The sequence below is a fragment of the Erysipelotrichaceae bacterium 66202529 genome (assembly GCA_017161075.1).
GTDB lineage: Bacteria > Bacillota_I > Bacilli_A > Erysipelotrichales > Erysipelotrichaceae > Clostridium_AQ.
The window spans coordinates 68,069-89,276 of sequence record CP046174.1 but is presented as its reverse complement, the minus strand read 5'-3'; the positions used below and the strand labels follow the sequence as shown (position 1 = coordinate 89,276).

21 protein-coding genes and 1 riboswitch are annotated in these 21,208 nt (G+C 39.9%); of the genes, 9 read left to right on the top strand and 12 right to left on the bottom strand.

Annotated elements, in window-relative coordinates; genetic code table 11:
* Window positions 1-107 precede the first annotated feature (107 nt).
* The 4 genes from GKZ87_00415 to GKZ87_00400 all read right to left on the bottom strand — a co-directional run bounded on the left by GKZ87_00415 (window position 108) and on the right by GKZ87_00400 (window position 3,596).
* Window positions 108-749: a DUF2812 domain-containing protein gene (locus GKZ87_00415; GenBank protein ID QSI24062.1), complete on the bottom strand. Its 642-nt coding sequence runs from the start codon at window positions 747-749 to the stop codon at window positions 108-110.
* A 118-nt stretch (window positions 750-867) separates the two neighbouring features.
* Window positions 868-2,193 carry a GHKL domain-containing protein gene (locus GKZ87_00410; GenBank protein ID QSI24061.1) on the bottom strand — a complete coding sequence of 442 codons (1,326 nt, stop codon included), beginning with the start codon at window positions 2,191-2,193 and terminating at the stop codon, window positions 868-870.
* A gap of 33 nt (window positions 2,194-2,226) precedes the next feature.
* Window positions 2,227-2,808: a hypothetical protein gene (locus tag GKZ87_00405; GenBank protein ID QSI24060.1), complete on the bottom strand. Its 582-nt coding sequence runs from the start codon at window positions 2,806-2,808 to the stop codon at window positions 2,227-2,229.
* A gap of 83 nt (window positions 2,809-2,891) precedes the next feature.
* Window positions 2,892-3,596, bottom strand: a complete 705-nt coding sequence (locus tag GKZ87_00400) for a response regulator (GenBank protein QSI24059.1) — start codon at window positions 3,594-3,596, stop codon at window positions 2,892-2,894.
* Between the two features lie 193 nt (window positions 3,597-3,789).
* Between GKZ87_00400 and GKZ87_00395 the strand changes: the two genes are divergently transcribed.
* Both GKZ87_00395 and GKZ87_00390 read left to right on the top strand, forming a co-directional pair.
* Window positions 3,790-4,314 carry a hypothetical protein gene (locus GKZ87_00395; protein QSI24058.1) on the top strand — a complete coding sequence of 175 codons (525 nt, stop codon included), beginning with the start codon at window positions 3,790-3,792 and terminating at the stop codon, window positions 4,312-4,314.
* Window positions 4,315-4,568: 254 nt separating this feature from the next.
* The gene (locus GKZ87_00390) at window positions 4,569-4,844 is read left to right on the top strand and encodes a hypothetical protein (protein ID QSI24057.1); all 276 of its coding nucleotides are present in this window, start codon (window positions 4,569-4,571) and stop codon (window positions 4,842-4,844) included.
* A 96-nt stretch (window positions 4,845-4,940) separates the two neighbouring features.
* On the opposite strand, the gene thiE is transcribed toward GKZ87_00390, so the two are convergent.
* From thiE to thiW, 3 genes are all read right to left on the bottom strand, one after another.
* Window positions 4,941-5,570 carry a thiamine phosphate synthase gene (thiE, locus tag GKZ87_00385; protein QSI24056.1) on the bottom strand — a complete coding sequence of 210 codons (630 nt, stop codon included), beginning with the start codon at window positions 5,568-5,570 and terminating at the stop codon, window positions 4,941-4,943.
* 86 nt (window positions 5,571-5,656) lie between these two features.
* Complete coding sequence (thiM, locus tag GKZ87_00380) at window positions 5,657-6,466, bottom strand: hydroxyethylthiazole kinase (GenBank protein QSI24055.1); 810 nt, start codon at window positions 6,464-6,466, stop codon at window positions 5,657-5,659.
* On the bottom strand, window positions 6,417-6,980 hold the full coding sequence (gene thiW, locus GKZ87_00375) for an energy coupling factor transporter S component ThiW (protein ID QSI24054.1): 564 nt from the start codon (window positions 6,978-6,980) through the stop codon (window positions 6,417-6,419). The genes thiM and thiW overlap by 50 nt, the downstream gene beginning before the upstream one ends.
* Before the next feature lie 227 nt (window positions 6,981-7,207).
* Window positions 7,208-7,310, bottom strand: a riboswitch (TPP riboswitch).
* Between the two features lie 368 nt (window positions 7,311-7,678).
* Between thiW and GKZ87_00370 the strand changes: the two genes are divergently transcribed.
* From GKZ87_00370 to GKZ87_00340, 7 genes are all read left to right on the top strand, one after another.
* Window positions 7,679-8,008 (top strand): hypothetical protein, encoded by a 330-nt coding sequence (locus GKZ87_00370; GenBank protein ID QSI24053.1) that lies wholly within the window; start codon window positions 7,679-7,681, stop codon window positions 8,006-8,008.
* A gap of 90 nt (window positions 8,009-8,098) precedes the next feature.
* The gene (locus GKZ87_00365) at window positions 8,099-8,470 is read left to right on the top strand and encodes a GntR family transcriptional regulator (protein QSI24052.1); all 372 of its coding nucleotides are present in this window, start codon (window positions 8,099-8,101) and stop codon (window positions 8,468-8,470) included.
* A gap of 49 nt (window positions 8,471-8,519) precedes the next feature.
* Entirely contained in the window at window positions 8,520-9,230 is a 711-nt protein-coding gene (locus GKZ87_00360; GenBank protein QSI24051.1) for a hypothetical protein, read from the top strand.
* Window positions 9,227-10,453 carry a hypothetical protein gene (locus GKZ87_00355; GenBank protein ID QSI24050.1) on the top strand — a complete coding sequence of 409 codons (1,227 nt, stop codon included), beginning with the start codon at window positions 9,227-9,229 and terminating at the stop codon, window positions 10,451-10,453. Before GKZ87_00360 ends, GKZ87_00355 begins: the two co-directional genes overlap by 4 nt.
* Window positions 10,454-10,458: 5 nt before the next feature.
* On the top strand, window positions 10,459-11,202 hold the full coding sequence (locus tag GKZ87_00350; protein QSI24049.1) for a hypothetical protein: 744 nt from the start codon (window positions 10,459-10,461) through the stop codon (window positions 11,200-11,202).
* 3 nt (window positions 11,203-11,205) lie between these two features.
* Window positions 11,206-11,898 (top strand): ATP-binding cassette domain-containing protein, encoded by a 693-nt coding sequence (locus GKZ87_00345; GenBank protein QSI24048.1) that lies wholly within the window; start codon window positions 11,206-11,208, stop codon window positions 11,896-11,898.
* Window positions 11,899-11,918: 20 nt separating this feature from the next.
* Complete coding sequence (locus tag GKZ87_00340; protein ID QSI24047.1) at window positions 11,919-12,284, top strand: hypothetical protein; 366 nt, start codon at window positions 11,919-11,921, stop codon at window positions 12,282-12,284.
* A gap of 415 nt (window positions 12,285-12,699) precedes the next feature.
* Here GKZ87_00340 and purH read toward each other — a convergent pair whose 3' ends face one another.
* The 5 genes from purH to GKZ87_00315 are packed head-to-tail and all read right to left on the bottom strand — an operon-like array spanning window position 12,700 to window position 21,202.
* The gene (gene purH, locus GKZ87_00335; protein ID QSI24046.1) at window positions 12,700-14,232 is read right to left on the bottom strand and encodes a bifunctional phosphoribosylaminoimidazolecarboxamide formyltransferase/IMP cyclohydrolase; all 1,533 of its coding nucleotides are present in this window, start codon (window positions 14,230-14,232) and stop codon (window positions 12,700-12,702) included.
* A complete protein-coding gene (locus GKZ87_00330; GenBank protein ID QSI24045.1) occupies window positions 14,232-14,819 on the bottom strand; it encodes a phosphoribosylglycinamide formyltransferase in 588 nt (195 codons plus the stop codon). The genes purH and GKZ87_00330 overlap by 1 nt, the downstream gene beginning before the upstream one ends.
* Window positions 14,813-15,844 (bottom strand): phosphoribosylformylglycinamidine cyclo-ligase, encoded by a 1,032-nt coding sequence (locus GKZ87_00325; GenBank protein ID QSI24044.1) that lies wholly within the window; start codon window positions 15,842-15,844, stop codon window positions 14,813-14,815. The genes GKZ87_00330 and GKZ87_00325 overlap by 7 nt, the downstream gene beginning before the upstream one ends.
* Before the next feature lie 21 nt (window positions 15,845-15,865).
* On the bottom strand, window positions 15,866-17,473 hold the full coding sequence (locus tag GKZ87_00320; protein ID QSI24043.1) for a flotillin family protein: 1,608 nt from the start codon (window positions 17,471-17,473) through the stop codon (window positions 15,866-15,868).
* A gap of 33 nt (window positions 17,474-17,506) precedes the next feature.
* On the bottom strand, window positions 17,507-21,202 hold the full coding sequence (locus tag GKZ87_00315) for a phosphoribosylformylglycinamidine synthase (GenBank protein QSI24042.1): 3,696 nt from the start codon (window positions 21,200-21,202) through the stop codon (window positions 17,507-17,509).
* Window positions 21,203-21,208: the final 6 nt, after the last annotated feature.

The following is a 21,208-nucleotide window of genomic DNA, read 5'->3' as shown; positions in this document are numbered from 1 at the left end:
TTTCAAAGCGCATAGAATACGTTCATATAAATAGCACTGCTTTTTAACGCTATCTTTTATTTAGATGGTAAGTATCTCTTTGAATGCTTATGAAACGATAAGTCTTATCAGCCAACAATGAGAATCAAAACAGATGCAATAACCCCTAACATCATATTTTCATGAATGGCTCTCATAGTAAACTTAGCCTCATCAATACTTTGCTTTTCAATATGTTCCAGTTTCCATAAAAAATGGCAGACATGGAGTAACACCCACAAATGGTAAATAGATAAGCCTCCCCACAGCAGAGTGATAAAGAAGTATTTAATAAATGAGCCTGCATGCAATACGAAATATAAAGCGAGTGCCAATAATCCGATGGATACGAGAAAACAGCTGAGTACAATATAAAGGTCATATTTCCGATACCTTGTGTTTTTTATATACTGATGTAATATATCTTCTTCAATGATTGGCATTGCATTCTGTTCCTCTTTACCGAATATCAACAGATGCTTCCATGTACCGATCTGTCTCCAATCCTGCTGCCTGGCTTTGATCTGGATTTCTCTATTAAATAATTCAACAGGTATCATACAATACGAATAGCGAACCTTATAGCCTCGTTCAAAATACATGGATGTGTTTTTTACTTTTTTTAACCGCCAATTATCCTCCGCCATTTGCTGTAGATATTCAAGTACCTTCCTGTATTGAATCATCAGAAAGCTTACGGTCTCTTCTTTTATAACATCTTGCTCCACCATGCTATCACCTCTGAGAAATCATACTAGATTTCCGTTATTTATACTACTTTTATGGTATCTAAATGCAATTTTTGTCATCTAAACGCATAAATGAAAGGATGCCTTTAATAGACACCCTTTAAATTTTCAGAAATGACATTGTTAGCTGGAAAACAGATTGCTCTGTACTGATATCCAGTATACCATTGTATTTTTCGCACAATTCCTTGATATTTTTTAATCCGTAACCATGCTCATCCTTATCTTTTTTTACTGTTGATAACATACCGTCAACCCATTTAATTTTTGTGCAGTCGCATGCGTTTTCGACCTTTATATGAACCGTATCCTCATATTTTGTGATTTCCATATGAATCCACGCTTCCTTTACAAATTGCTGTGCTTCGATTGCATTATCCAAAGCATTTCCCAGGATAGATATAAGGTCAAAGTCATTGATAAAGGTTAATGGATCACCTATCTTATATTCAAATGGTATGTTCATCTGATGCGCTGTTGCAGCTTTTGTATTCAATATATAATTAAGAATTTCATTCTTTGTATCGGCATAGGATACAATTTCCACATGATCGCTCAACTGCTTGACATAATGTAATGCATATTCAGGATCCTCTTTTATTTTTCTCTGAAGAACGATAAAATGATGCTTCAAATCATGACGAAGCTTCCTGTTTTCTGCATTGGCGGCTGTTAGCTGATCTCTTAGTTTTAATTGAAATTGTTCACTTTGAAGCTTTAACTGTGTTTTTAAGAGCTCCTGCCCCTTTTTCCCCAAGATGATATGATATCTACTAAACAGAAAGAATATTCCAACCATAAAGCCTAGTTGTATGTAATCTATGGAAACATACATGATGCTGTTTTCCGGATCAATATAAGGTACAACGTTTTTAATATAATAGAAATAGGCACATACGATAATGGCTAGTACGGCAAATAAAGGCCAGTCCTTATCGTCTATTGTATATTGTGTTTTATTTCTTTTTCTCAATAGAATATAAATTATAGATAATATTAAAATTTCCAGTAAGAACATGATTGCAACTTGATTTGATGTGGAGATATGATGCACAATATATTGAAGAAATATGTTATCAAATAAAGATTTTAATAAATCAACGAACATGACTAATACATATCCAAAAACAATATAGTATATTTTTTTCCAAATATTCGAATGAAATAATGCCATTATTATCAACATCATAATAATATCTTCTACAATATCCGGACAGTACCTGACAGTGCCAAATTCATCCTCCCAAGATACAAAGGCAAAAAAAGCGAGATTACCTATAAATATGAAAATAAGGAATACTAGAAAACAAGATGTCTGCGCTTTTGTTTTATTATGTATTTTCAACTCCATAATCTTATATAGAAAGAAATAAGAAAATACAGATTTCAAAATCGTCATAATCAAAAATGCATCAATATATTCCATAGCCATCACCAAGGTAATTATATCATAGATTAGCTATATAGAGATAGAATGCCTTGTTTTAATAATCTTTTTATTGATACTATGAGTTATCGTAAAAGTAATTGACTTCCCATTATTTTCTATGGATTTAGATGTACTTAATATTTGATATATTTCAGCAGTATTTTTTTCAATTACTTTCGCACTACACTTCCCCGATGTAATCTTATTATTGCTAACTGTGTAGGTTCCTGTAGCGCTATATATAGCATATCTAGTCTTTGTGTAATAGACCTTTTGATTTGCCCATGTTTTTGATTTTCCTGAATAGAAAGAAATCACACTACCTAAATCCTGTACACTTCTGACATATTCCATAAGAATGTCAGTAGTCTGATATTGATTTTTATAAAATTCTTCCTTATGTTGCATAACAAATGCATTCAAATCATTACCATCGATATCCTGAAAAATATAGCGGTCAGGTTGCTGATAAAAAGAGTCTAACATTTCTATCTCTTCTGTTAAATCTAAATCTTCCTTTATCTGACTATCTTGCAATGTTTCTGAAGCAAATACATTGATATTGCAAAGCATGGTAATGCATAACAATACCATAAATAATTTCTTTAACATATTCATCATCCCTTTCATAAAGAGCATAATAATATATGGAAGAAATTACAATATACATGTCATCTAAAAACACTTTTTGTCACCTAAGAGCTATAAATCCCTCTTTTCACATACTGCTTTAAAAATTCTTCTTTATATTTTTTAGTCACTTTTAAGTGCATACCATCTTGAATAAACAATTCACCTGTTTTGTAATCGTATTTTTTTACATGACGCATATTCACTAGAACACCGCGTTCAACAGGCACGAATATTTCACTATGTGTATCTTTTAAAAATTCCTTCACTTTCATCCTTTTACTAAAAACGCCGCTCTCTGTATTGAAATCCATATAGTTTCCTTTCGCTATTAGACAGGTAATATCCTTAATATGGATGGCTACGGTTAAATCATTTACATCTTTTACATTTATGATTTGATCAAATTGGTTAAAATACTCTTTTAATTCCTTCAAGGTTCTTGGAAGCATAGCCTCCAGGCGTAGCTTACTTATGAAACGAAACGCCCGATACTGATAGCCGTCCATAGAAAGCTCCTCGTGTGAAGTCAGAAAAACAAGTAATGCTTCTGGATGATATTTATGAACTTCAATCGCTAAATCAAAGCCTGAAATGCTTGGCATATCAATATCTAAGAAATATACATCATATTGTTTATTTATATCAAAGCTTTGATCAGTCGCTGTCTGTATATCAAATGCATCCGGATAAAGATCAATTATCATTTTCTTTATTTCCTCTGCATATGATAATTCATCATCGCATAATAATATTTTTCTTTTCCCCATGTGTTCCCCTCTCCTTTTATTATCCTATTATCTACATATTACTATACACATCCGATTTGTCAATGTTCTTTCCTGTCTCTTTAGATGACAAATACTGTATTTAGATGACAAATCCATTGCAATTTTGCTTTAGAATATTATTATATAGCCATACAAACGTTTGTTAAATAATTCAATGGAATAGGAGGATCTTATGAAGAAGATTATCTGTTATTTACTATTATCTGCTATGTTGTTAAATGGTTTTGCGTTGAATTCAAATGCATCTAAAATCTATGGTGCAGAACCCTGCTCCGATTGTACAGCAGAACCATCTAATGTGACGAATGAATGGTTAGATAAAAACGGTAATGAAGTAAAAATGTATGAAGAAAATGTTGAAGTTACCTATCTGGATAACGGTGACATGATTATACGCGACTACGGACATAATTATGATAATACTTTCGACATCAAGAACACTGGAACTACACGTGTTGCATGGGTCACGATTGCCACCGTCATATGGAATGCTGTAGGTGCTTGCTCAGCTGTATATTATGTGACAGGAACAGACGCATGTAGAATCGTACTTAGATATTTAGGCACTAAAAAGAAAAACCTTGTTAAGTACGTATTAACTGGAAGATTCATACCGGGAAAAATACCAGGTTGTGAGCCTAGTTATTCAGGTCCTTGTAATAGCGGCTACTGGGAATACAGGGTAGCCAGGGCTTAATATGAAAAATTTATATGTTATTCTGACTATAATACTAGGTATAATTCTATTATTTATGATAAGATATTTATATGATTATCACATAATAACATCGTCTATTGCATTTTCTTTAAATGCAATCACCCTTATCATAGGAAATATTGCGATATACACATTATCCAAAAGGGAATGATCTTTCTAAATATAGCTAAGACAATTCTTTGTTTAACATAAGTTTATAGCCTATACTAAATTGATAATGAGGAGGAAACTGTATGAAAATAAAAAAATGGCATGTTTGTCTGGCAATCGTTATCGTTTTATGTTTAGGTTATGTTCTGTATATCATGAACCCGGAATTTAATGATCTCAAAAGATTTGTTAAACCTATTTATGAAGGAGATCAATCACACAGGGTCATAAATGAGGATAATGAGGATGTTACAGAGATTTTTGTGAAAGATACAAAGACCTACTATACCTTCAGACTGTACGGTAAAATCAGAGATTATATATCTGAAAATAACCTATCTGTCTCAAAAAATTCCTGATATACAAGTTTCTCAAATCATAAAAATTAAATAAGACAGCTTCCTAAGAGTAACCTTCATTTCCCTTATGTAAGCTGTCTTTGTTGTATCCTGTATCTATTTCCGTATTGCTAATGCTTTTTCCTTTAATACCTTAGCAGCTGTACGCGGATCCTTTTGCTTCATAATGGCAGATACCACACAGATTCCCTGAATACCTGTCCCTTTGAGAATATCACAATTCTCTGCATGTAAACCACCGATTGCTCCAACAGGTATTGAAACATGCTGACAGATATCCTGAAGAGTTTCTACACTTGTAATGACTGTTTTTACCTTTGTCGTCGTCGGATAAATGGCTCCAACACCAAGGTAATCCGCACCATCTGCTTCCGCCTGCATAGCAGTTTCTACCCGTTTAGCTGTTGCACCTATTATTTTATCCGGTCCCATCAATCTGCGTGCTTCCCTCACCGGCATATCCTCAGCACCGACATGAACACCCTGTGCATCAACTGCGAGCGCGATGTCTACGCGGTCATCAATAATGAGCGGTATCTGATAGGCATCCGTTAGCTTTTTTACCTTCTTCGCCAGTTCATAGTATTCCAGTGTTGTTCTGTTCTTCTCTCTTATCTGCAGCAGCGTCACACCACCCTGTAATGCCTGTTCAAGTCTTCTTAAAAATTCATCCTCTGTCAGGCCTGTTGAATCGCTTATCAGATATAAGGTCAAATCGAATTTCATAATCTCCTCCATTATCATCACTTTGCATATGGACACAGCTATGCAGTACCGTTACTTTAAACACTTTTGACTCCATAAATTTACGCTTACACATACCGTCTTAACCTTGCTTCTGCAAAATCTTGCTTCTTCAAGTTATATAAGCTGTCAAACAGCGATGCATGAAAGCTCCCCGGCCCTTCAGCAATCGAAATACTGTGCTCTGCCGCAAGTTCAAATGTTACACATGCCGCCAGAGCTGCAGCAAGCGGTGTATCCGCAACAGACAGATATGCAGCTGCTATCACATTCAGCATACAGCCTGTTCCAGTACAAAGTGTCATCATAGGATCACCGTTCTCAACAAAATATATCTGGCTTCCATCAGATATGATATCAGTTTCACCACTGCATAATACACAACAGCTGTATGTTCGTGCAAGCTGCATCAGCCACTTTGCACTGTGAATGGGGAGCTCCTGGTCTTCCTCTCCGGTATCTATTCCCAACGCATGACTGTCGCGACCGCTGATTGTCTTTAGCTCTGAAAGATTTCCTTTGATTATGGAAAAGCTCCCTTTCCTTAAAAGCTCCAATGCATATCTTTTCCTTAATTCGCTGCAGCCGACGCCGACCAAATCCAGAATAACAGGAATTTCATGTTCATTCGCACAGATAAGACTTTTTTGCATAGCAATACAACGTGTATCCTCAAAATTCCCCAAATTCAATGCAAGTGCACTGCTGACTGCGGTCACCTGCTCACACTCCATTGGATGCTGCGCCATGATTGGCTTAGCTCCCAGGGCGAGTACAGCATTTGCACAATCATTTATGCTGATTGGATTGGTGATGCAATGAATCAGGTTATGACTGTATTGCAACTGTTTTCTCAGGTTCCAGAGCTTCTCGTTCATTCAGATTTCCTCCCAGCTTTCTCTGCATCTTCAACAGCAGCCCGCTATGCTGCAAAGATGTCAGGAATATAAAGGCGATACTTCCCCCGATCAGGGTTCCCATAAAGAAGCTCGGTACATAAAACATCCAGGTTAAGCCGGTTCTCCCCCATAATAAAGCCATAACCGGATAGGATGCAATCGCCCCGATGATCCCGGTACCGATAACTTCACCAAGTACAGCAGCCCATAGCTTCCCCTTACTCATTCTGTAAAAAATACCGGATAGAGCGGCTCCAAACACGGCCCCTGTTAATGCAAGCGGCGGAATGCCCATTACAGCCATACGAATGACACCTATCAATACAGCACATATGAGGGAATACCATGGCCCCATAAGTACAGCTACCGTGATGTTGATAAAATGCGCCATTGGACACATACCCTCCACACGCAGAATAGGGGATATCACAACTCCCAAAGCTACCATCATTGCCAGAAAAACATGGCGGAAAACACGATTTTCATTTTTCATTTCTACTTACCTCCTGTTTGCTTTCCTTAAAGAATATAAACAGGAAGCACAAAGAAAACAGCTCTCCTGGTTTATATTCCAAGATCGGTCGAAGCCATACAGCTTCCTCTCAGCCTGTCTGGCAGGCTCCCTCGCTGAAGTTCTTTGTACGGTCGGAGCTCCCCTTCCGTATGCAGCAATAAAAAAGAGATATAGCAAACGCAGGCCATATCTCAATATGTTCATTCTCGCATATCGTACACAGTTCCCTACGTCGGCATTATCCGAATCAGGTTATGGGTCGAAGCATACGCTTCCTCTCAGCCGTTTCCAGCTCCCCTCTTTATTACGATAAAATGTTACCACGGTTTTCATCGAATTGCAATGCAGAGATGGAAGAAGATAACATAAAACAGTGTTTAACCCTAATCCTTATACATGATCACTGATACTTTTTGTATATGCTATTGTTGTTTTCATGAAAAAAACTGTCTCTATTATTTAGAAAATTCCAGCATGTTGTGATTAGCAAAAACAGTGTTCATGCGTATAAAAATGACCGTTTCCCACCTGTGAGATACCGCTTGTCCCAGAACGCTTGCTTTTATCCTCGTATTCGTTATGATAGTGATACAGAGGTCATTATAGATAAACAACTGTCCCGTTGTCATGGCTTACGTGACCTCTGTTCCATAAAACATAAAAAGGGAGGGGTTATTTTGAAACAAAAGGATTTGACACAAGAGATTGAGCATCTGATAGTATCTGAACAGCCTATATTTCATGTATATGTTGATATGCGCGGCGATCAGAGATATCATCTGAACGTATATGTTTCTCCATGGTATAAGGCGTATAACTATATGTTTTTTATTCAGAATACAAAGAAGGATAAGAGCAGGCAGTTTCGCACAGAGCCTGTATCCTTGGAGAAATTTCTTGAAAATTATGTATCAAATGATAAGAATACTCATGAGCATCTAATTCGTGAATTTGTGACAGAATGGATTGAAACCGGTATTATAAATAAAAAACTAGCCAATTTCTAATTATTTTCCTTTCAGCCTGTAAATAAACAGGCTTTGCTTGACTGCAGAGTGTATTGCGGTTATAATACAGTTGAAGCGGGGTGATTATGCATGAATTTAAAGGATATTCAGTTCAATAAGAAAGAGCCTATGTATCCCCAGCTCAGCCGGTATATCAAAAAGCTGATACTATCCGACGAAATAAAGCATTATGAGGAGCTCCCCAGCCGACGCGAGCTGGCCATGCAGCTGTCCATCAATCCGAATACTGTTCAAAAAGCCTATAAACAGCTGGAAGAAGAGGGAATCATAAAGACCATCAGCAATGTAAAAAGTGTTGTTATTGTCAACGAGGAAACCTTAACCATGCTGCGGAATGAAATGATAGAGGAGACGATGGAGAAATTTATAAAAGAATGTCAGACAAGCGGACTGGATTTTCAGCAGACAATCGCCTGGCTTACCAAAAAGTGGAACCAGTGATTTTTATTTATAATTAGTGTATTGCGACCGCAATACAGAAAGGAGTTCTATGAAAGAGATAACCTTATTTATTGAGAATACATCAGCACCCTATCTGAAAAAAATTCTATTCCTGTATATGGATATATACCTGGTACAGCTTGTATTATGTTTTATCGGCATTACCTCAGATGTCAATTCCATTATGCTCCTTGTGTTTTATCCGAGTTTTATCTTTCTCTTTCTTCTTCATCACAGGCGGTATAAAGCCTTCATAAGCGAAGGTGGTTTAACCCGGGTTCGGCTTCTTCCTATCCGCAAATCCACCTTTCTTTACAGTGAGCTGCTCTTTCAATTCATGACCTATTTAGGACTTCTGTGTACACATTTCCTTGCGTGGTCTACCATCTACCTTCTGATTGCGGAACAGCTGCCCTTTCTCAGCAATTCCTTCCTATTCTTTCAGCTCTCACAGACAACCTCACATGCCTATCTTCCTTTTACCGTCATGGTACTTATCACTGACTTATTAAAGCTGGTGACACTTACCTGTATCAGCACCCTGTTACTAATCAGCATGGAAACTCAAAAAATGCTGCAGACTATACTTATTTACAGTGCAGCATTTATATGTATCCTCAGCTTTAAACTTGTAATCTTACAAATGGGATTACAAAATATGGATGATTTCGTAAATTGTATGGCTATGATTCTCCTTCTTCCCCTTCATGCCCTACAGTTGAAATCTTATTTTATATGGAAAAGGAGGCAGCCAAAATGAGGAAAACAACCACCTTTATGATTGTAATTGCGTTGATTGGAGTGCTATGTTCAAGTGTTTTTCTCTTCACGGCAAAACATGCCCGTTTTCCACTAAAAAATGAACAGGGCAATCGCTCTGTATTGAAAAGCATTCCTTTTGACAGTATTGTTTCACTGAATGATGCTTCGATACTTGTTTCTTATGATAACGATACGCAGCAGCATCACGAAATAAAAAAATCACAGAAGGATCCAAGCCGCTCCTCTTTAAACTTCACTTATGTACGTGATGACGACTGTAAGCCCATAAGTGACTGGCAAAAAGCTCAGGAGCAATATGATGCATCAACACCACTCTATGAAAGAAAACTGAATCAAGCGAAGCTTTATTTATCCGTAATGTATACAGATAAAAACAATAACTTTAAAGATTTAGGCTTTATACAAACAGAATTGATTTATAAAGCAGACGAACAGCATATCCTGAAGGAACAGGCCTATTATGAAAAAGGTACGAATGGAATTGCATCATCAAGCTGGATCGAACCTGAGAATTTTGAGGGAAGTGAAGAATGGAGTCAGCCTGTATACTATCATGGATACTATTACATCCTGCCTCCAAGCACGATTAGCATGAGCGGATACAATTATATATATCGTGCTAAAGAACGGGAATCTGTAAAACAGTACGCTATTCCCACACAGGATCAAAATTATTATTCAATGGATAATCGCCTGGATGTGGAGAAGCTTACAAAGCTGAGAACGAATCGTAATTATCTGGCCTTGCGAATATCCTCAAATCACCTGATCGTATTCAGTCAAAAAGACAATCAACTGTATATAACAAAATATGATGATAAGGGCAATCAGATAAAGGAAATAACGATAAACAACAACAGTTATTTAAGTGCATTATATCAAAATGACGAATATATCTGCTTCATATATGACAATAAGCTGCAGGTACTGAATACTGACAGCATGAAGGTGAAGGCAACAGAAAACAGTGATATTCTTTCAAAGGATACAGATGGCAATTCTGTTATTATCAATGATATTTTATATAAAAACGGAAAAATTTATGCTTCCATGTATAAGGATGCAGACTACTTTATCAATACTGTCATTGTAATGGATTTTGAAAAAACGCTTTACATAGGAACACTGGATTTATTGCATGTAAAAACAAATGCTATAGAAATGCCGGCAATTAACTACCCGGTCACATTTCGGAGGTGATGGAAATGCTGAAACGAGAACTGGTCCAGCATATGCGGCGTTTATGGAGAGTGCTGCTGGCAATCCTGTTGGCATATTTGATTGTTAGTGCGATCATTATGCAGAGAATTGCCTCGAATATTTCTTCCCTTAGAGATATGGATACCTGGATTAAATTCCTTCCCTTCTCCTATAGCTTATTTTATGGAATTACAATTGCATTCCTAGTCATTCTGTTTTTCTTCTATACGCTGCGAACGATTGCAGACTATCGTCGTGGAAAAACAAGATGGATGCTGCTGGCATACACAGAAAAGACGCGCATATTTGCTGATGCTTTGCTTTTTGCAGTTATCATTATCATATTCTATATCCTTAGTCTCTCTATTCTGTATCTTTCCTTCCAGCATCATTTACAGCTGCTGGATAACCGCCAGTTATATGTGCCCGAAGAATATCGATCCTTTCCTGCATTTTTGGCAATTCAAAATGCATATCCTTTGCTATATCCGTCATCATTTTCATCATTCGCAGTCTTACTCAGCCTGTTTCTGTCTATTGTTACAGGCACTACCTCTATTATTCATGAGCTAAAAGCAGAAACATCCAAAGCAAGTGGGTGGATCTATATCGGGTATCTGGTTCTAGTTTATCTATGCTATACCGTATGGCATTCTGCTTTTTGGATGATGCTGATTCCTCTTTTATTTAGCATCATATTCACTATAAATATAAAAAGATGCTGTTATTTCATACAGCGGAGAGGATAAAATATGCTGATATTAGAAAATGTAAAAAAACTATACTCCAATAACCGGGGATTGCGCAGCACATCCATACAATTTCGCGAGGGTGAAATAACCGGTATTCTGGGTAGAAATGGCAGCGGTAAAACCACGCTGCTGAAAGCGATCCTGAACCTGCTTCCCCTGGATGAGGGATGGATAACACTTCATAACAAACCGGTTGAGGAACAATTTGAACAGATCGCTTTCATAACAGAGGATGGAAGCTTCTTTCCTTATATGAGTGCAAAGGAATATGGTGAATTTCTGACACTGTATTATCCTTCCTTTTCTAAGAAACGTTATTTCGAGCTGCTGGATCAATTTGAGGTCAGTATCTTTGATACAATAAAAAGTCTTTCCAAAGGTCAGCAGCTAAAGGTGGAAATAAGTGCCGGCTTTGCAATGAATGCTAAACTCATAATTCTGGATGAACCATTCACGACATTGGATATCTATGCCAAAGAGGATACAGTAAGACTTTTAATCGAACAGGTGAAAGAAGATGTCATTATTCTGATTTCCACGCATAACATAGAAGAGATTGAAACCGTGATTGACCGCTGTGTTGTTCTGGATGATGGAATGATACAGGAAGACATCATGATGGATGAGCTGAATGAAAGTGGAAAAGATCTGCGCGCTTTGCTGGATCCTTATCGCCCGGCTGTTAGAAAATAGTTTTGAAAGGAGGTCTGTCCGTGCAATTAAAAAAAATGCTGTACCTTTTACCAGCTATGATTGGGGTTCTTTTGTTTGATTTTGCAATTATGAGCAATCAGTATCCCTTCGCATTGGCAGCCTTCCTGTTAATCTGGATTTACAATTACAATATCTTGCGAAGGAAACAGATGAATTGCACCTTGTATCTTTTACATCTGTTTGTTGAAATCGTGTTACCCCTGGTCTGCATGCTTACTACTTCCATATCCATCACTGCAGATCAAAAATCCCTGTTACTGTTTCAGCCGATCGCAAGAGGTATCCTTGTCATATCAGCCCTTATGATTCATAAAAAGTTTTCTTACATGGAACAGATGCTTCCGAATATCGTGCCTGATAAATAAAATCAATGCCCATATCAGACACCATTAAATCACCGCATCGCTATGATTACAGTATTTTCATACATATTTCTATGTCAGACCATACAAAGTACATTCAGCTAAATTGCCTGCTTATACGCATTTCATAAAGTTTGTAATCCAAGAATCGCTCTTTAGTTACATATACAGCTTAACTAATATCTAAAAATGGCTACTGCAGTACTAATTTAAGTCCACTAGTCTTATAAGAGGCCAGACTGATTACGTTTAATAAATATCCACCAGTCTATTGATGTTTGAGAATATCTCATATGAAAAAGAAGTCCGAGGACTTCTTTTCTTATGTTTAAATAGAAATGGTATGCATACCTTAATTGCTTTAATTTGTATTCTTAGAACCCAATCGAATATGGTGTTCTCTTTTCAAATGATGCTATTAGTGTTTGAAATGACGTACTCCTGTGTAAACCATCGCAATACCATGCTCGTTGCATACATCTATGGATAACTGATCCTTAATGGATCCTCCTGGCTGGATGATTGCTGTTACCCCAGCTTTTACTGCCTCTTCCACCGTATCCGGCATTGGGAAGAATGCATCCGAGCTCATAATAGAACCCTTTGCTTTTTCTCCTGCCTGTTCCAAAGCAATTTTTGCCGCACCGACACGATTCATTTGTCCGGCACCGACACCAATCGTCATGTTATCCTTCACAAGAACAATGGCATTTGATTTCACATGCTTGACAACCTTCCATGCAAACAGCAGCTGTTCAATTTCTTCCTCTGTCGGCTTGCGGTTTGTCACACAGCGAAGATCTGCAGCAGTGATTTTATGATCGTCAATATCCTGAACAAGCAGCCCGTCATTGACATTGGTTACCTTATATCTGGCATTAACATCCAGCGTTGTATCCAACTGCATCAAACGGATATTTTTCTTCTTTGATAAGATTTCAAACGCATCCTCATCAAAGGCAGGCGCAATAATAATTTCCAGGAAAATCTTTGACAGCTTCTCTGCCACTGCCGCATGAATCGGCTCATTAAATGCAACGATACCGCCAAAAATGGATACCGGATCTGCCTCATACGCTTTGTCCCAGGCTTCCTCAATGGTAGCACCGATGCCAACACCACATGGATTCATGTGCTTCAAGCCTACAGCGGCAGGCTGTCCTTCAAAATCTTTTAGAATTTCAATAGCCGCATTCCCATCCTGAATATTGTTATAGGATAATTCCTTTCCATGCAGCTGCTTTGCATTTGCCAGAGAATACTGTGGATTCATCCCCTTATAGAATGCCGCACTCTGATGTGGATTTTCTCCATAGCGCAAATCCTGTACCTTATCAAATGTAATGGTGAACTTTTCAGGATATTTTTCACCGGTTCTCTCTGTCAGGTAGCTTGCAATCATCGCATCATAGCTTGCTGTATGTCGGAATACCTTTGCCGCAAGATATTCTCTTGTGACAGGGCAGGTTTCCCCGTTCTCACGTAGTTCTTTTAATACACCCTCGTAATCGTTAGGATCACAGATAACTGGGATAAATTTATAATTCTTAGAAGCACTGCGCAGCATACTTGGGCCGCCAATATCGATATTCTCGATAATTTCCTCATGGCTGACTCCCGGTTTTTGTACCGTTTCTTTAAATGGATACAAATTTACACATACCAAATCAATATAGCGGATACCCAACTCTTCAATCTGGCGTACATGATCCGGATTATCCCGTACACACAGCAGAGCTCCATGAACCTTAGGATGCAGAGTTTTTACACGTCCGTCCATGATTTCCGGAAAACCTGTAACCTCTGAAATACCAATTGTTTTCAGTCCTGCAGCCTCCAAAGCCTTTTTTGTACCTCCGGTAGATATGATTTCATATCCCAGATCAACAAGACCGGATACAAATTCAACCAGATTTGTCTTATCAGAAACACTGACCAATGCTCGCTTCATTATGCTTCCTCGCTTTCTATCATTTTACATACATACTTTACAACTTTTGGAAACATATCATACTCCATCGCATGTACATGCTCCTCCAGTATATCCAAAGACCATGACGGGTCTATGCTTATTTTTTCCTGATGGATAATTTCCCCGGTATCCACACCTTCATCCACAAAATGTACGGTTACACCCGTAAAATCTACCTTTGCTTCATAAGCATCCTGAATGCTGTGTGCTCCCGGAAAGCTTGGCAGATAAGCCGGATGAAGATTGATAATACGTCTAGGATAATTGTCCAGCAGCACCTTACCGATAAAACGCATATATCCTGCCAGAACGATTAGCTCCACCTTATGCTCTTTTAATACTTCCATAATCTTTTGCTCATAGGGTTCCTTGCCTGCATAATCCTTTGGATTTACAAACACGCACGGAATATTCAGCTTCGCTGCCCGCTGCCTTGCATACGCCTGTTCCTTATCGACGATCAGTACTCTGCATACGGCATTGTTCACATGGCCGTTGTTGATTTCCTGTATAATATTCTCGAAATTGGAGCCGTTACCGCTCGCAAATATCGCGATATTTACCATTTCAAATCCACACTTCCACTATTTGTAACTTCACCGATGACATAGGCTTCCTCACCGATTTCCTGCAACAGCTGCTGTACGGTATCCACATCTTTCTTATCAACTGCCATCATGAATCCGATTCCCATATTGAAAACATTGCACATTTCTTCCATCGGAATATTGCCATACTTGGCAATCATATCGAAGATAGGTTTATGAGGATAGGCAGTTGTATCAATCGTTACGCCCTGTCCTTCCTTCAGCATTCTCGGCACATTTTCATAGAAGCCGCCACCGGTGATGTGGCTCATGCCCTTGATATCCACCTTGCCAAGCAGATGCTTAATTGCCTTTACATATATTTTGGTAGGAGTTAACAGCACATCCCCAAGCTTCTGATTGCCAATTTCCTCGTATTCCTTATGTAAATCCAGCTTTGCATCCTTTAACAGCACCTTACGGATCAAAGAGAATCCGTTGGAATGAACGCCGCTGCTTGGAAGTCCGATCAGCACATTGCCTTCCTCAATTTTCTGTCCGTCCAGCAGATTGCATTTATCCACCGCACCAACACAGAATCCTGCAATATCATAATGCTTTACATCATACATATCCGGCATTTCTGCTGTTTCTCCACCAATCAATGCACATTCCGCCTGTACGCAGCCGTCAGCCACACCTTTTACAAGCTGTTCGATTTTCTTTGGTTCGTTTTTGCCTACTGCAAGGTAGTCCAAAAAGAAGATAGGAGCTGCGCCCTGTACCAGTACATCATTTACACACATTGCCACCGCATCAATACCTACGCTGTCATGCTTATCCATTTCAAATGCAACTAGCAGCTTGGTTCCGACACCATCCGTTCCGCTTACCAGAACAGGCTCTTTCATGTTTAATACGGAAAGATCAAACATACCGCCAAAGGCTCCAATGGAATCAATCGCACCCTTTACCTTTGTTCTTGCGACATGGCTTTTAATCAGACGAACGGATTCATATCCGGCTTCCAGATCGACTCCGGCTTCTCTATATTTATCACTCATACACGTTCTCGCTTTCTTCTCTTATTTTTCCCAGGACATTTTATCACTGTCTTTTTTCTTCACCACAGGCTTTTTTTCTTCCGGTTCTTCTAATGCCTTTGTTTTTTTCGTTTCCGGCTTCTCTTTGCTTTCCGGAGCCTGTACTACGACATTGGTATCATTATCATTCGCAGGAATACCGGAGAAATTAACATTTCTTGTGACCTTGGCGTCATATGTATTCGCTCTAACAATTTCTCCAAGATCAATCCCGGTCGTTTCCTTCATGGACTCAAACAGCTTGGTCATGACACCTGGAACGTTTCCGGCTACAGAGTCAATGCTGCTGGATTCATTTCCGGAACCGATGACCGTAATCTTATCAATCTGTGTTAATGGCTCTGCAATCTTACCTGCCACATCCGGCAGAACCTTGATCAGCATTTCCGCAACGGCAGCCCCGGTATATTTCTGATAGGCTTCGGCTTTTTTATCCATAGCCTGTGCTTCGGCAATACCTTTTGCACGTATCGCTTCTGCCTCTGCCTCTCCGACCAGCTGAATCCCCTGTGCTTCCCGCTCCCGACTGTAGCGGTCTGCATCCGCTTTTGCACGCTGTGCTTCCGCTTCCTGCTGAATCTCAAATTTCTTTGCTTCTGCTTCCTTTTGACGCGTATACAGCTCTGCATCTGCTTTCTGCTGTATCGCGAATTTTTCAGCTTCAGCCTGCTTCTTGACCTCTGCCTCTAAAGCCTTTTCCTTGACCTCTGCCTCTTTTGATTTCAACAGAACTTCTCTTTCCTGCTTAGCAATATTGGCATCTGCCGAGGTGACTTCAATCGTCTTTCTCTGGTTTTCCTTTTCAATTTCATAAGCAGCATCCGCAGTAGCCTGCTTTACATCCGCAACCTTCTTTAATTCTGCTTTCTGTATACTCAAATCATTGTTCTTGATTGCAATCTCACGCTCTGCCGCAACTCTGGCATCATTTGCCTGACGATCCGCATCTGCTTTCGCAACAGCAATTTCCTTATCTGCCTCAGCCTTGGCGATTGCTGCTTTCTTTTTGATTTGTGAAATATTATCAATACCCAAATCGTCAATAACTCCATTAGCATCTGTGAAGTTCTGCACATTGAAGCTTACGATATTCAATCCCATAGCCGCAAGATCGGGCATGGCATTCTCTTTTACAAGCTCTGCGAACTTCTGGCGGTCACTCACCATTTCCTCCAGACGCATACGTCCGACAATTTCACGCATATTACCTTCCAGAACCTCACGGGCAACGCGTGCCATATAATCACTGTTCTGATTCAGAAAGTTCTGTGCAGCCAGCTCCAGCTTATTGCTATCACTGCCAACCTTAACGTTGACTGCCGCATCTACCTGAATATTGATATAATCCGCTGTGGGAACCATACTGCTTGTTTTTACATCAATGGGAATCAGCTTCAGGCTCAGCTTATCAAGACGTTCCAGGAATGGAATTTTTATGCTTGCCTTTCCCACAATGATTTTCTTCCTCAGACCGGAAATGATATAGGCCGTGTCAGGCGGTGCCTTAACATAGCCTATCGTAACGATCAGAAGAATCAGAATGATAACAACTGCTCCCGCTATATAAGGGAGATAGGTTTGTATATCCATGATTGCATCCTTCCTGCGGAAAACCCGCTGCTCTTATTTATTTCTAAAATAATTTACGCCGTTCTCGAAGATATTCTGATACTTATCTCCATCGATGTTTTTAAACAGACCATCCTCATAACGCTCACTGTGACCCATCTTACCGAAGATTCTTCCATCCGCTGAGGTAATACCTTCGATTGCATAGCTGGAACCGTTGATATTGTAGGTACCATTCATTGTCGGATTTCTTTCCAGATCCACATACTGTGTTGCGACCTGTCCATTCTCAAACAACTGTTTAGCAACCTCATCACTGACTACAAATTTTCCTTCACCATGTGACATTGCAATGGAATGTCCCTGCCCCGGTGTGAAGCTGGACAGCCATGGTGACTTATTGGATGTTATTTTTGTTGTTGCGATATGGGATACATGGCGGTTGATATTATTTCTGAACAGGGTTGGTGATTCTTCACTCAGCTTCATGATATCACCATACGGCAACAGTCCGGATTTAATCAATGCCTGGAATCCGTTACAGATACCCAGAATCAAACCGTCATTTGCGAGCAGTGTCTGTACGGCTTTATTTACGGAAGGATTACTTAACACATTGGCGATAAACTTACCGCTTCCATCCGGCTCATCACCACTGGAGAATCCACCGACTACCATCAGAATCTGCGCGGAAGCGATTTTTTCACTCAGCTCACGCAGGCTGCGTTCGATGCTTTCTACATTCAAATTGTTGAATACATAAATTTCAACCTCAGCTCCTGCACGCTCAAACTGCTGCTTAGTATCATATTCACAGTTCTGTCCTGGGAATACAGGAATGATAACCTTTGGCTTGTCTATTGTCTTTTTCGCATGAACACGCTCGTTTGCCGTATACTCCGGAGTTTCTATAACGCTTTCTTCCTGATCCACACTCATCGGATAAATGGTGTTGTAGCGTTCACACCATGCAGCGATTGCATGATCGATCGTAATGCATTCCTCATTGATGCAGATTGTGTCGGCAGCTGTTGTTTTTCCAATCAATACAAAGGCTTCCTCATGAATCTCCTCTGTACTTTCCACAACAATGCTTCCGATACTTAAATCAAACACGTTTTCACTTGTTTTAACCTCTACACCGATTTTATTACCAAAGCTCATTTTACACAGTGCTTCCGCAAGTCCGCCAAATTTCACGGTAGCCGCAGAGCAAATGCTTCCCTTACGGATCAGATCACGGACCTTGGCAAAGTTTGCTTTTAATTCGTCATAATCCGGAGTTTTGTTTTCCTTCGGTGTATGCTTGATATAATAAATATGATTTCCGACTGCTTTGAATTCCGGTGAAATAATATGCTCTGTTTTTTCCGTTGTAACGGCAAATGTAATCAGTGTCGGTGGAACGCTGATATCGTTAAATGTTCCGGACATGGAATCCTTACCACCGATTGCCGGTGTTTCAAATGCCATTTCCGCTTCAATCAATCCCAGTAATGCCTGCATTGGTTTCCCCCATTTTTCAGGATCCGTATGCAGACGCTCAAAGTATTCCTGATTGGTTAACCGGCAGGTTTCATAATTTCCGCCCATTGCAGTGACGCGTGCTAATGCCTCAACAACAGAGTAGCTTGCGCCTAAGTATGGTGAATATAAAGACAGCTCAGGATGATAACCGTGTGTCATAATGGAGCATGTATCTGTAAAACCAAACACCGGCAGCTTCTGTACACTGCCCTCTGTTTCCGTCAGCTGATATTTTCCGCCAAACGGCATCAGGACAGTTGATTTACCGATGGATGCATCAAACATCTCCGCAAGTCCGATCTGGGATGCAACATTGGGCTGCTTCAGGTTATCTTCCAGAGAGGTTACTTCACTATGGAATGGATCTGTATCGCTCAAGCCTTCACGGATGATGACGTCCTGCAGACCGCGCACACCGTTGGTATCCAGGAAATCACGGGAGATATTAACGATTTCTTCCCCATGGAAGCTCATAACTAAACGGCGTTCCTCTGTAACCTCTGCGACAATGCAGGAATCCAGATTTTCCTCATATGCCAGCTGTTTAAATTCTTCAAATTTATCTGCTTCAATCAATACAGCCATACGTTCCTGTGATTCGGAAATAGCCAGCTCTGTACCGGACAAGCCGCTGTATTTTACAGGTACCTTATCCAGGTCAATTCTGAGTCCGTCCGCAATTTCACCAACAGCTACGCTGACACCGCCTGCACCGAAGTCATTGGCCTTTTTGATCAGCTTAGTAGCCTTCGGGTTACGGAACAGTCTCTGCAGCTTTCGCTCAATCGGTGCATTTCCCTTCTGCACCTCACTGGAGCATTTGGTTAATGAGGTATCGTTATGCTCCTTACTAGAGCCTGTGGCACCGCCTACTCCGTCACGTCCGGTAGCTCCGCCGATCAATACGACGATATCTCCGGTTTCAGGTTTTTTACGTACAACATTTTCCTTTGGTGCGGCTCCAACGACTGCACCTACCTCCATACGCTTTGCGACATACCCATCGTTAAAGATTTCCTTTACATAGGTAGTCGCAAGTCCGATCTGATTTCCATAGGAGGAATACCCTGCGGCAGCTCCCTTGGAAATCCGGCTTTGCGGCAGCTTATTCGGTAATGCTTCCTTAATATCCTTTGTAATATCTCCGGCTCCAGTAATACGCATAGCCTGGTATACATAGCTTCTTCCTGACAACGGATCGCGGATTGCACCACCGATACAAGTACTTGCCCCGCCAAACGGTTCGATTTCTGTTGGATGGTTATGGGTTTCGTTTTTAAACATCAACAGCCACTGCTGATCCTCTCCATCCACATCGACAGTGATTTCCACAGAGCATGCATTGATTTCATCACTGACCTCCATATCGTCCAGCTTACCTGTTTTACGCAGATACTTGCCGGCAATGGTCGCCATATCCATCAATGTCATAACCTTTTTATTGCCATGCACGTCTTCTCTTAATTTCAAATATAAATCATATGCCTTCTGAATCGTATCCTGCAGATTTCCTGCTTCGATTTTAACATTCTGAAGGATGGTTTCAAAGGTCGTATGACGGCAATGGTCTGACCAGTAGGTATCCAAAACCTTTAACTCTGTAAGTGTCAGATCACGCTGTTCCTCTTCCTTAAAATAGCTCTGAATATGCTTCACATCCGCCAGCGTCATTGCCAGACCATGCTCGGCACGCAATGCTTCCAGCCCTGCCTCATCCAGACTTCGAAAGCCTTCTAAAACAGGAACAGGCTCTATCTCAACATCCTCTTCATAGCCAAGCACGGCAAGATCCTTTTCACGCATTTCTACCGGATTTATTAAATACCTAGTAACCGCCTGTATGTCCTCTTCGGACACAGCTCCTTCCAGAATGACGATACGCCCGCTCTTGATAACAACATCCTGCTTGTTATTCAACAGCATCAGACACTGCTGGGCACTATCCGCACGCTGATCATACTGTCCGGGAAGACATTCATATGCGATGAAGGTCTTCCCTTCCAAATCAATATCATCAAAGACCTCATCGGTTACCTTCTCGCTCAGTACCTTTTCCTTTAAAAGCTGCATATCATGCTCATCACCATGAAATACATCGTATACGTTATACATCTGTATTCCCTGCAATCCCTGAAGATCAAGATTTTGTTTCAGTTCATGAAACAAAGAAGCGGATTCCACCTGAAATGCTTCTTTCTTTTTCACAAAAACGCGATAATTCATAGTATA

What these genes read in the sequence shown, in the direction of transcription:
- GKZ87_00405 (QSI24060.1), bottom strand. Translation starts at nt 2,808, where the DNA reads ATGTTAAAGAAATTATTTATGGTATTGTTATGCATTACCATGCTTTGC.
- GKZ87_00400 (QSI24059.1), bottom strand. Translation starts at nt 3,596, where the DNA reads ATGGGGAAAAGAAAAATATTATTATGCGATGATGAATTATCATATGCA.
- GKZ87_00360 (QSI24051.1), top strand. Translation starts at nt 8,520, where the DNA reads ATGAAAGAGATAACCTTATTTATTGAGAATACATCAGCACCCTATCTG.
- GKZ87_00365 (QSI24052.1), top strand. Translation starts at nt 8,099, where the DNA reads ATGAATTTAAAGGATATTCAGTTCAATAAGAAAGAGCCTATGTATCCC.
- thiW (QSI24054.1), bottom strand. Translation starts at nt 6,980, where the DNA reads ATGAAAAATGAAAATCGTGTTTTCCGCCATGTTTTTCTGGCAATGATG.
- purH (QSI24046.1), bottom strand. Translation starts at nt 14,232, where the DNA reads ATGAAGCGAGCATTGGTCAGTGTTTCTGATAAGACAAATCTGGTTGAA.
- GKZ87_00315 (QSI24042.1), bottom strand. Translation starts at nt 21,202, where the DNA reads ATGAATTATCGCGTTTTTGTGAAAAAGAAAGAAGCATTTCAGGTGGAA.
- thiM (QSI24055.1), bottom strand. Translation starts at nt 6,466, where the DNA reads ATGAACGAGAAGCTCTGGAACCTGAGAAAACAGTTGCAATACAGTCAT.
- GKZ87_00355 (QSI24050.1), top strand. Translation starts at nt 9,227, where the DNA reads ATGAGGAAAACAACCACCTTTATGATTGTAATTGCGTTGATTGGAGTG.
- GKZ87_00395 (QSI24058.1), top strand. Translation starts at nt 3,790, where the DNA reads ATGAAGAAGATTATCTGTTATTTACTATTATCTGCTATGTTGTTAAAT.
- GKZ87_00350 (QSI24049.1), top strand. Translation starts at nt 10,459, where the DNA reads ATGCTGAAACGAGAACTGGTCCAGCATATGCGGCGTTTATGGAGAGTG.
- GKZ87_00390 (QSI24057.1), top strand. Translation starts at nt 4,569, where the DNA reads ATGAAAATAAAAAAATGGCATGTTTGTCTGGCAATCGTTATCGTTTTA.
- GKZ87_00345 (QSI24048.1), top strand. Translation starts at nt 11,206, where the DNA reads ATGCTGATATTAGAAAATGTAAAAAAACTATACTCCAATAACCGGGGA.
- thiE (QSI24056.1), bottom strand. Translation starts at nt 5,570, where the DNA reads ATGAAATTCGATTTGACCTTATATCTGATAAGCGATTCAACAGGCCTG.
- GKZ87_00410 (QSI24061.1), bottom strand. Translation starts at nt 2,193, where the DNA reads ATGGAATATATTGATGCATTTTTGATTATGACGATTTTGAAATCTGTA.
- GKZ87_00325 (QSI24044.1), bottom strand. Translation starts at nt 15,844, where the DNA reads ATGAGTGATAAATATAGAGAAGCCGGAGTCGATCTGGAAGCCGGATAT.
- GKZ87_00415 (QSI24062.1), bottom strand. Translation starts at nt 749, where the DNA reads ATGGTGGAGCAAGATGTTATAAAAGAAGAGACCGTAAGCTTTCTGATG.
- GKZ87_00320 (QSI24043.1), bottom strand. Translation starts at nt 17,473, where the DNA reads ATGGATATACAAACCTATCTCCCTTATATAGCGGGAGCAGTTGTTATC.
- GKZ87_00330 (QSI24045.1), bottom strand. Translation starts at nt 14,819, where the DNA reads ATGGTAAATATCGCGATATTTGCGAGCGGTAACGGCTCCAATTTCGAG.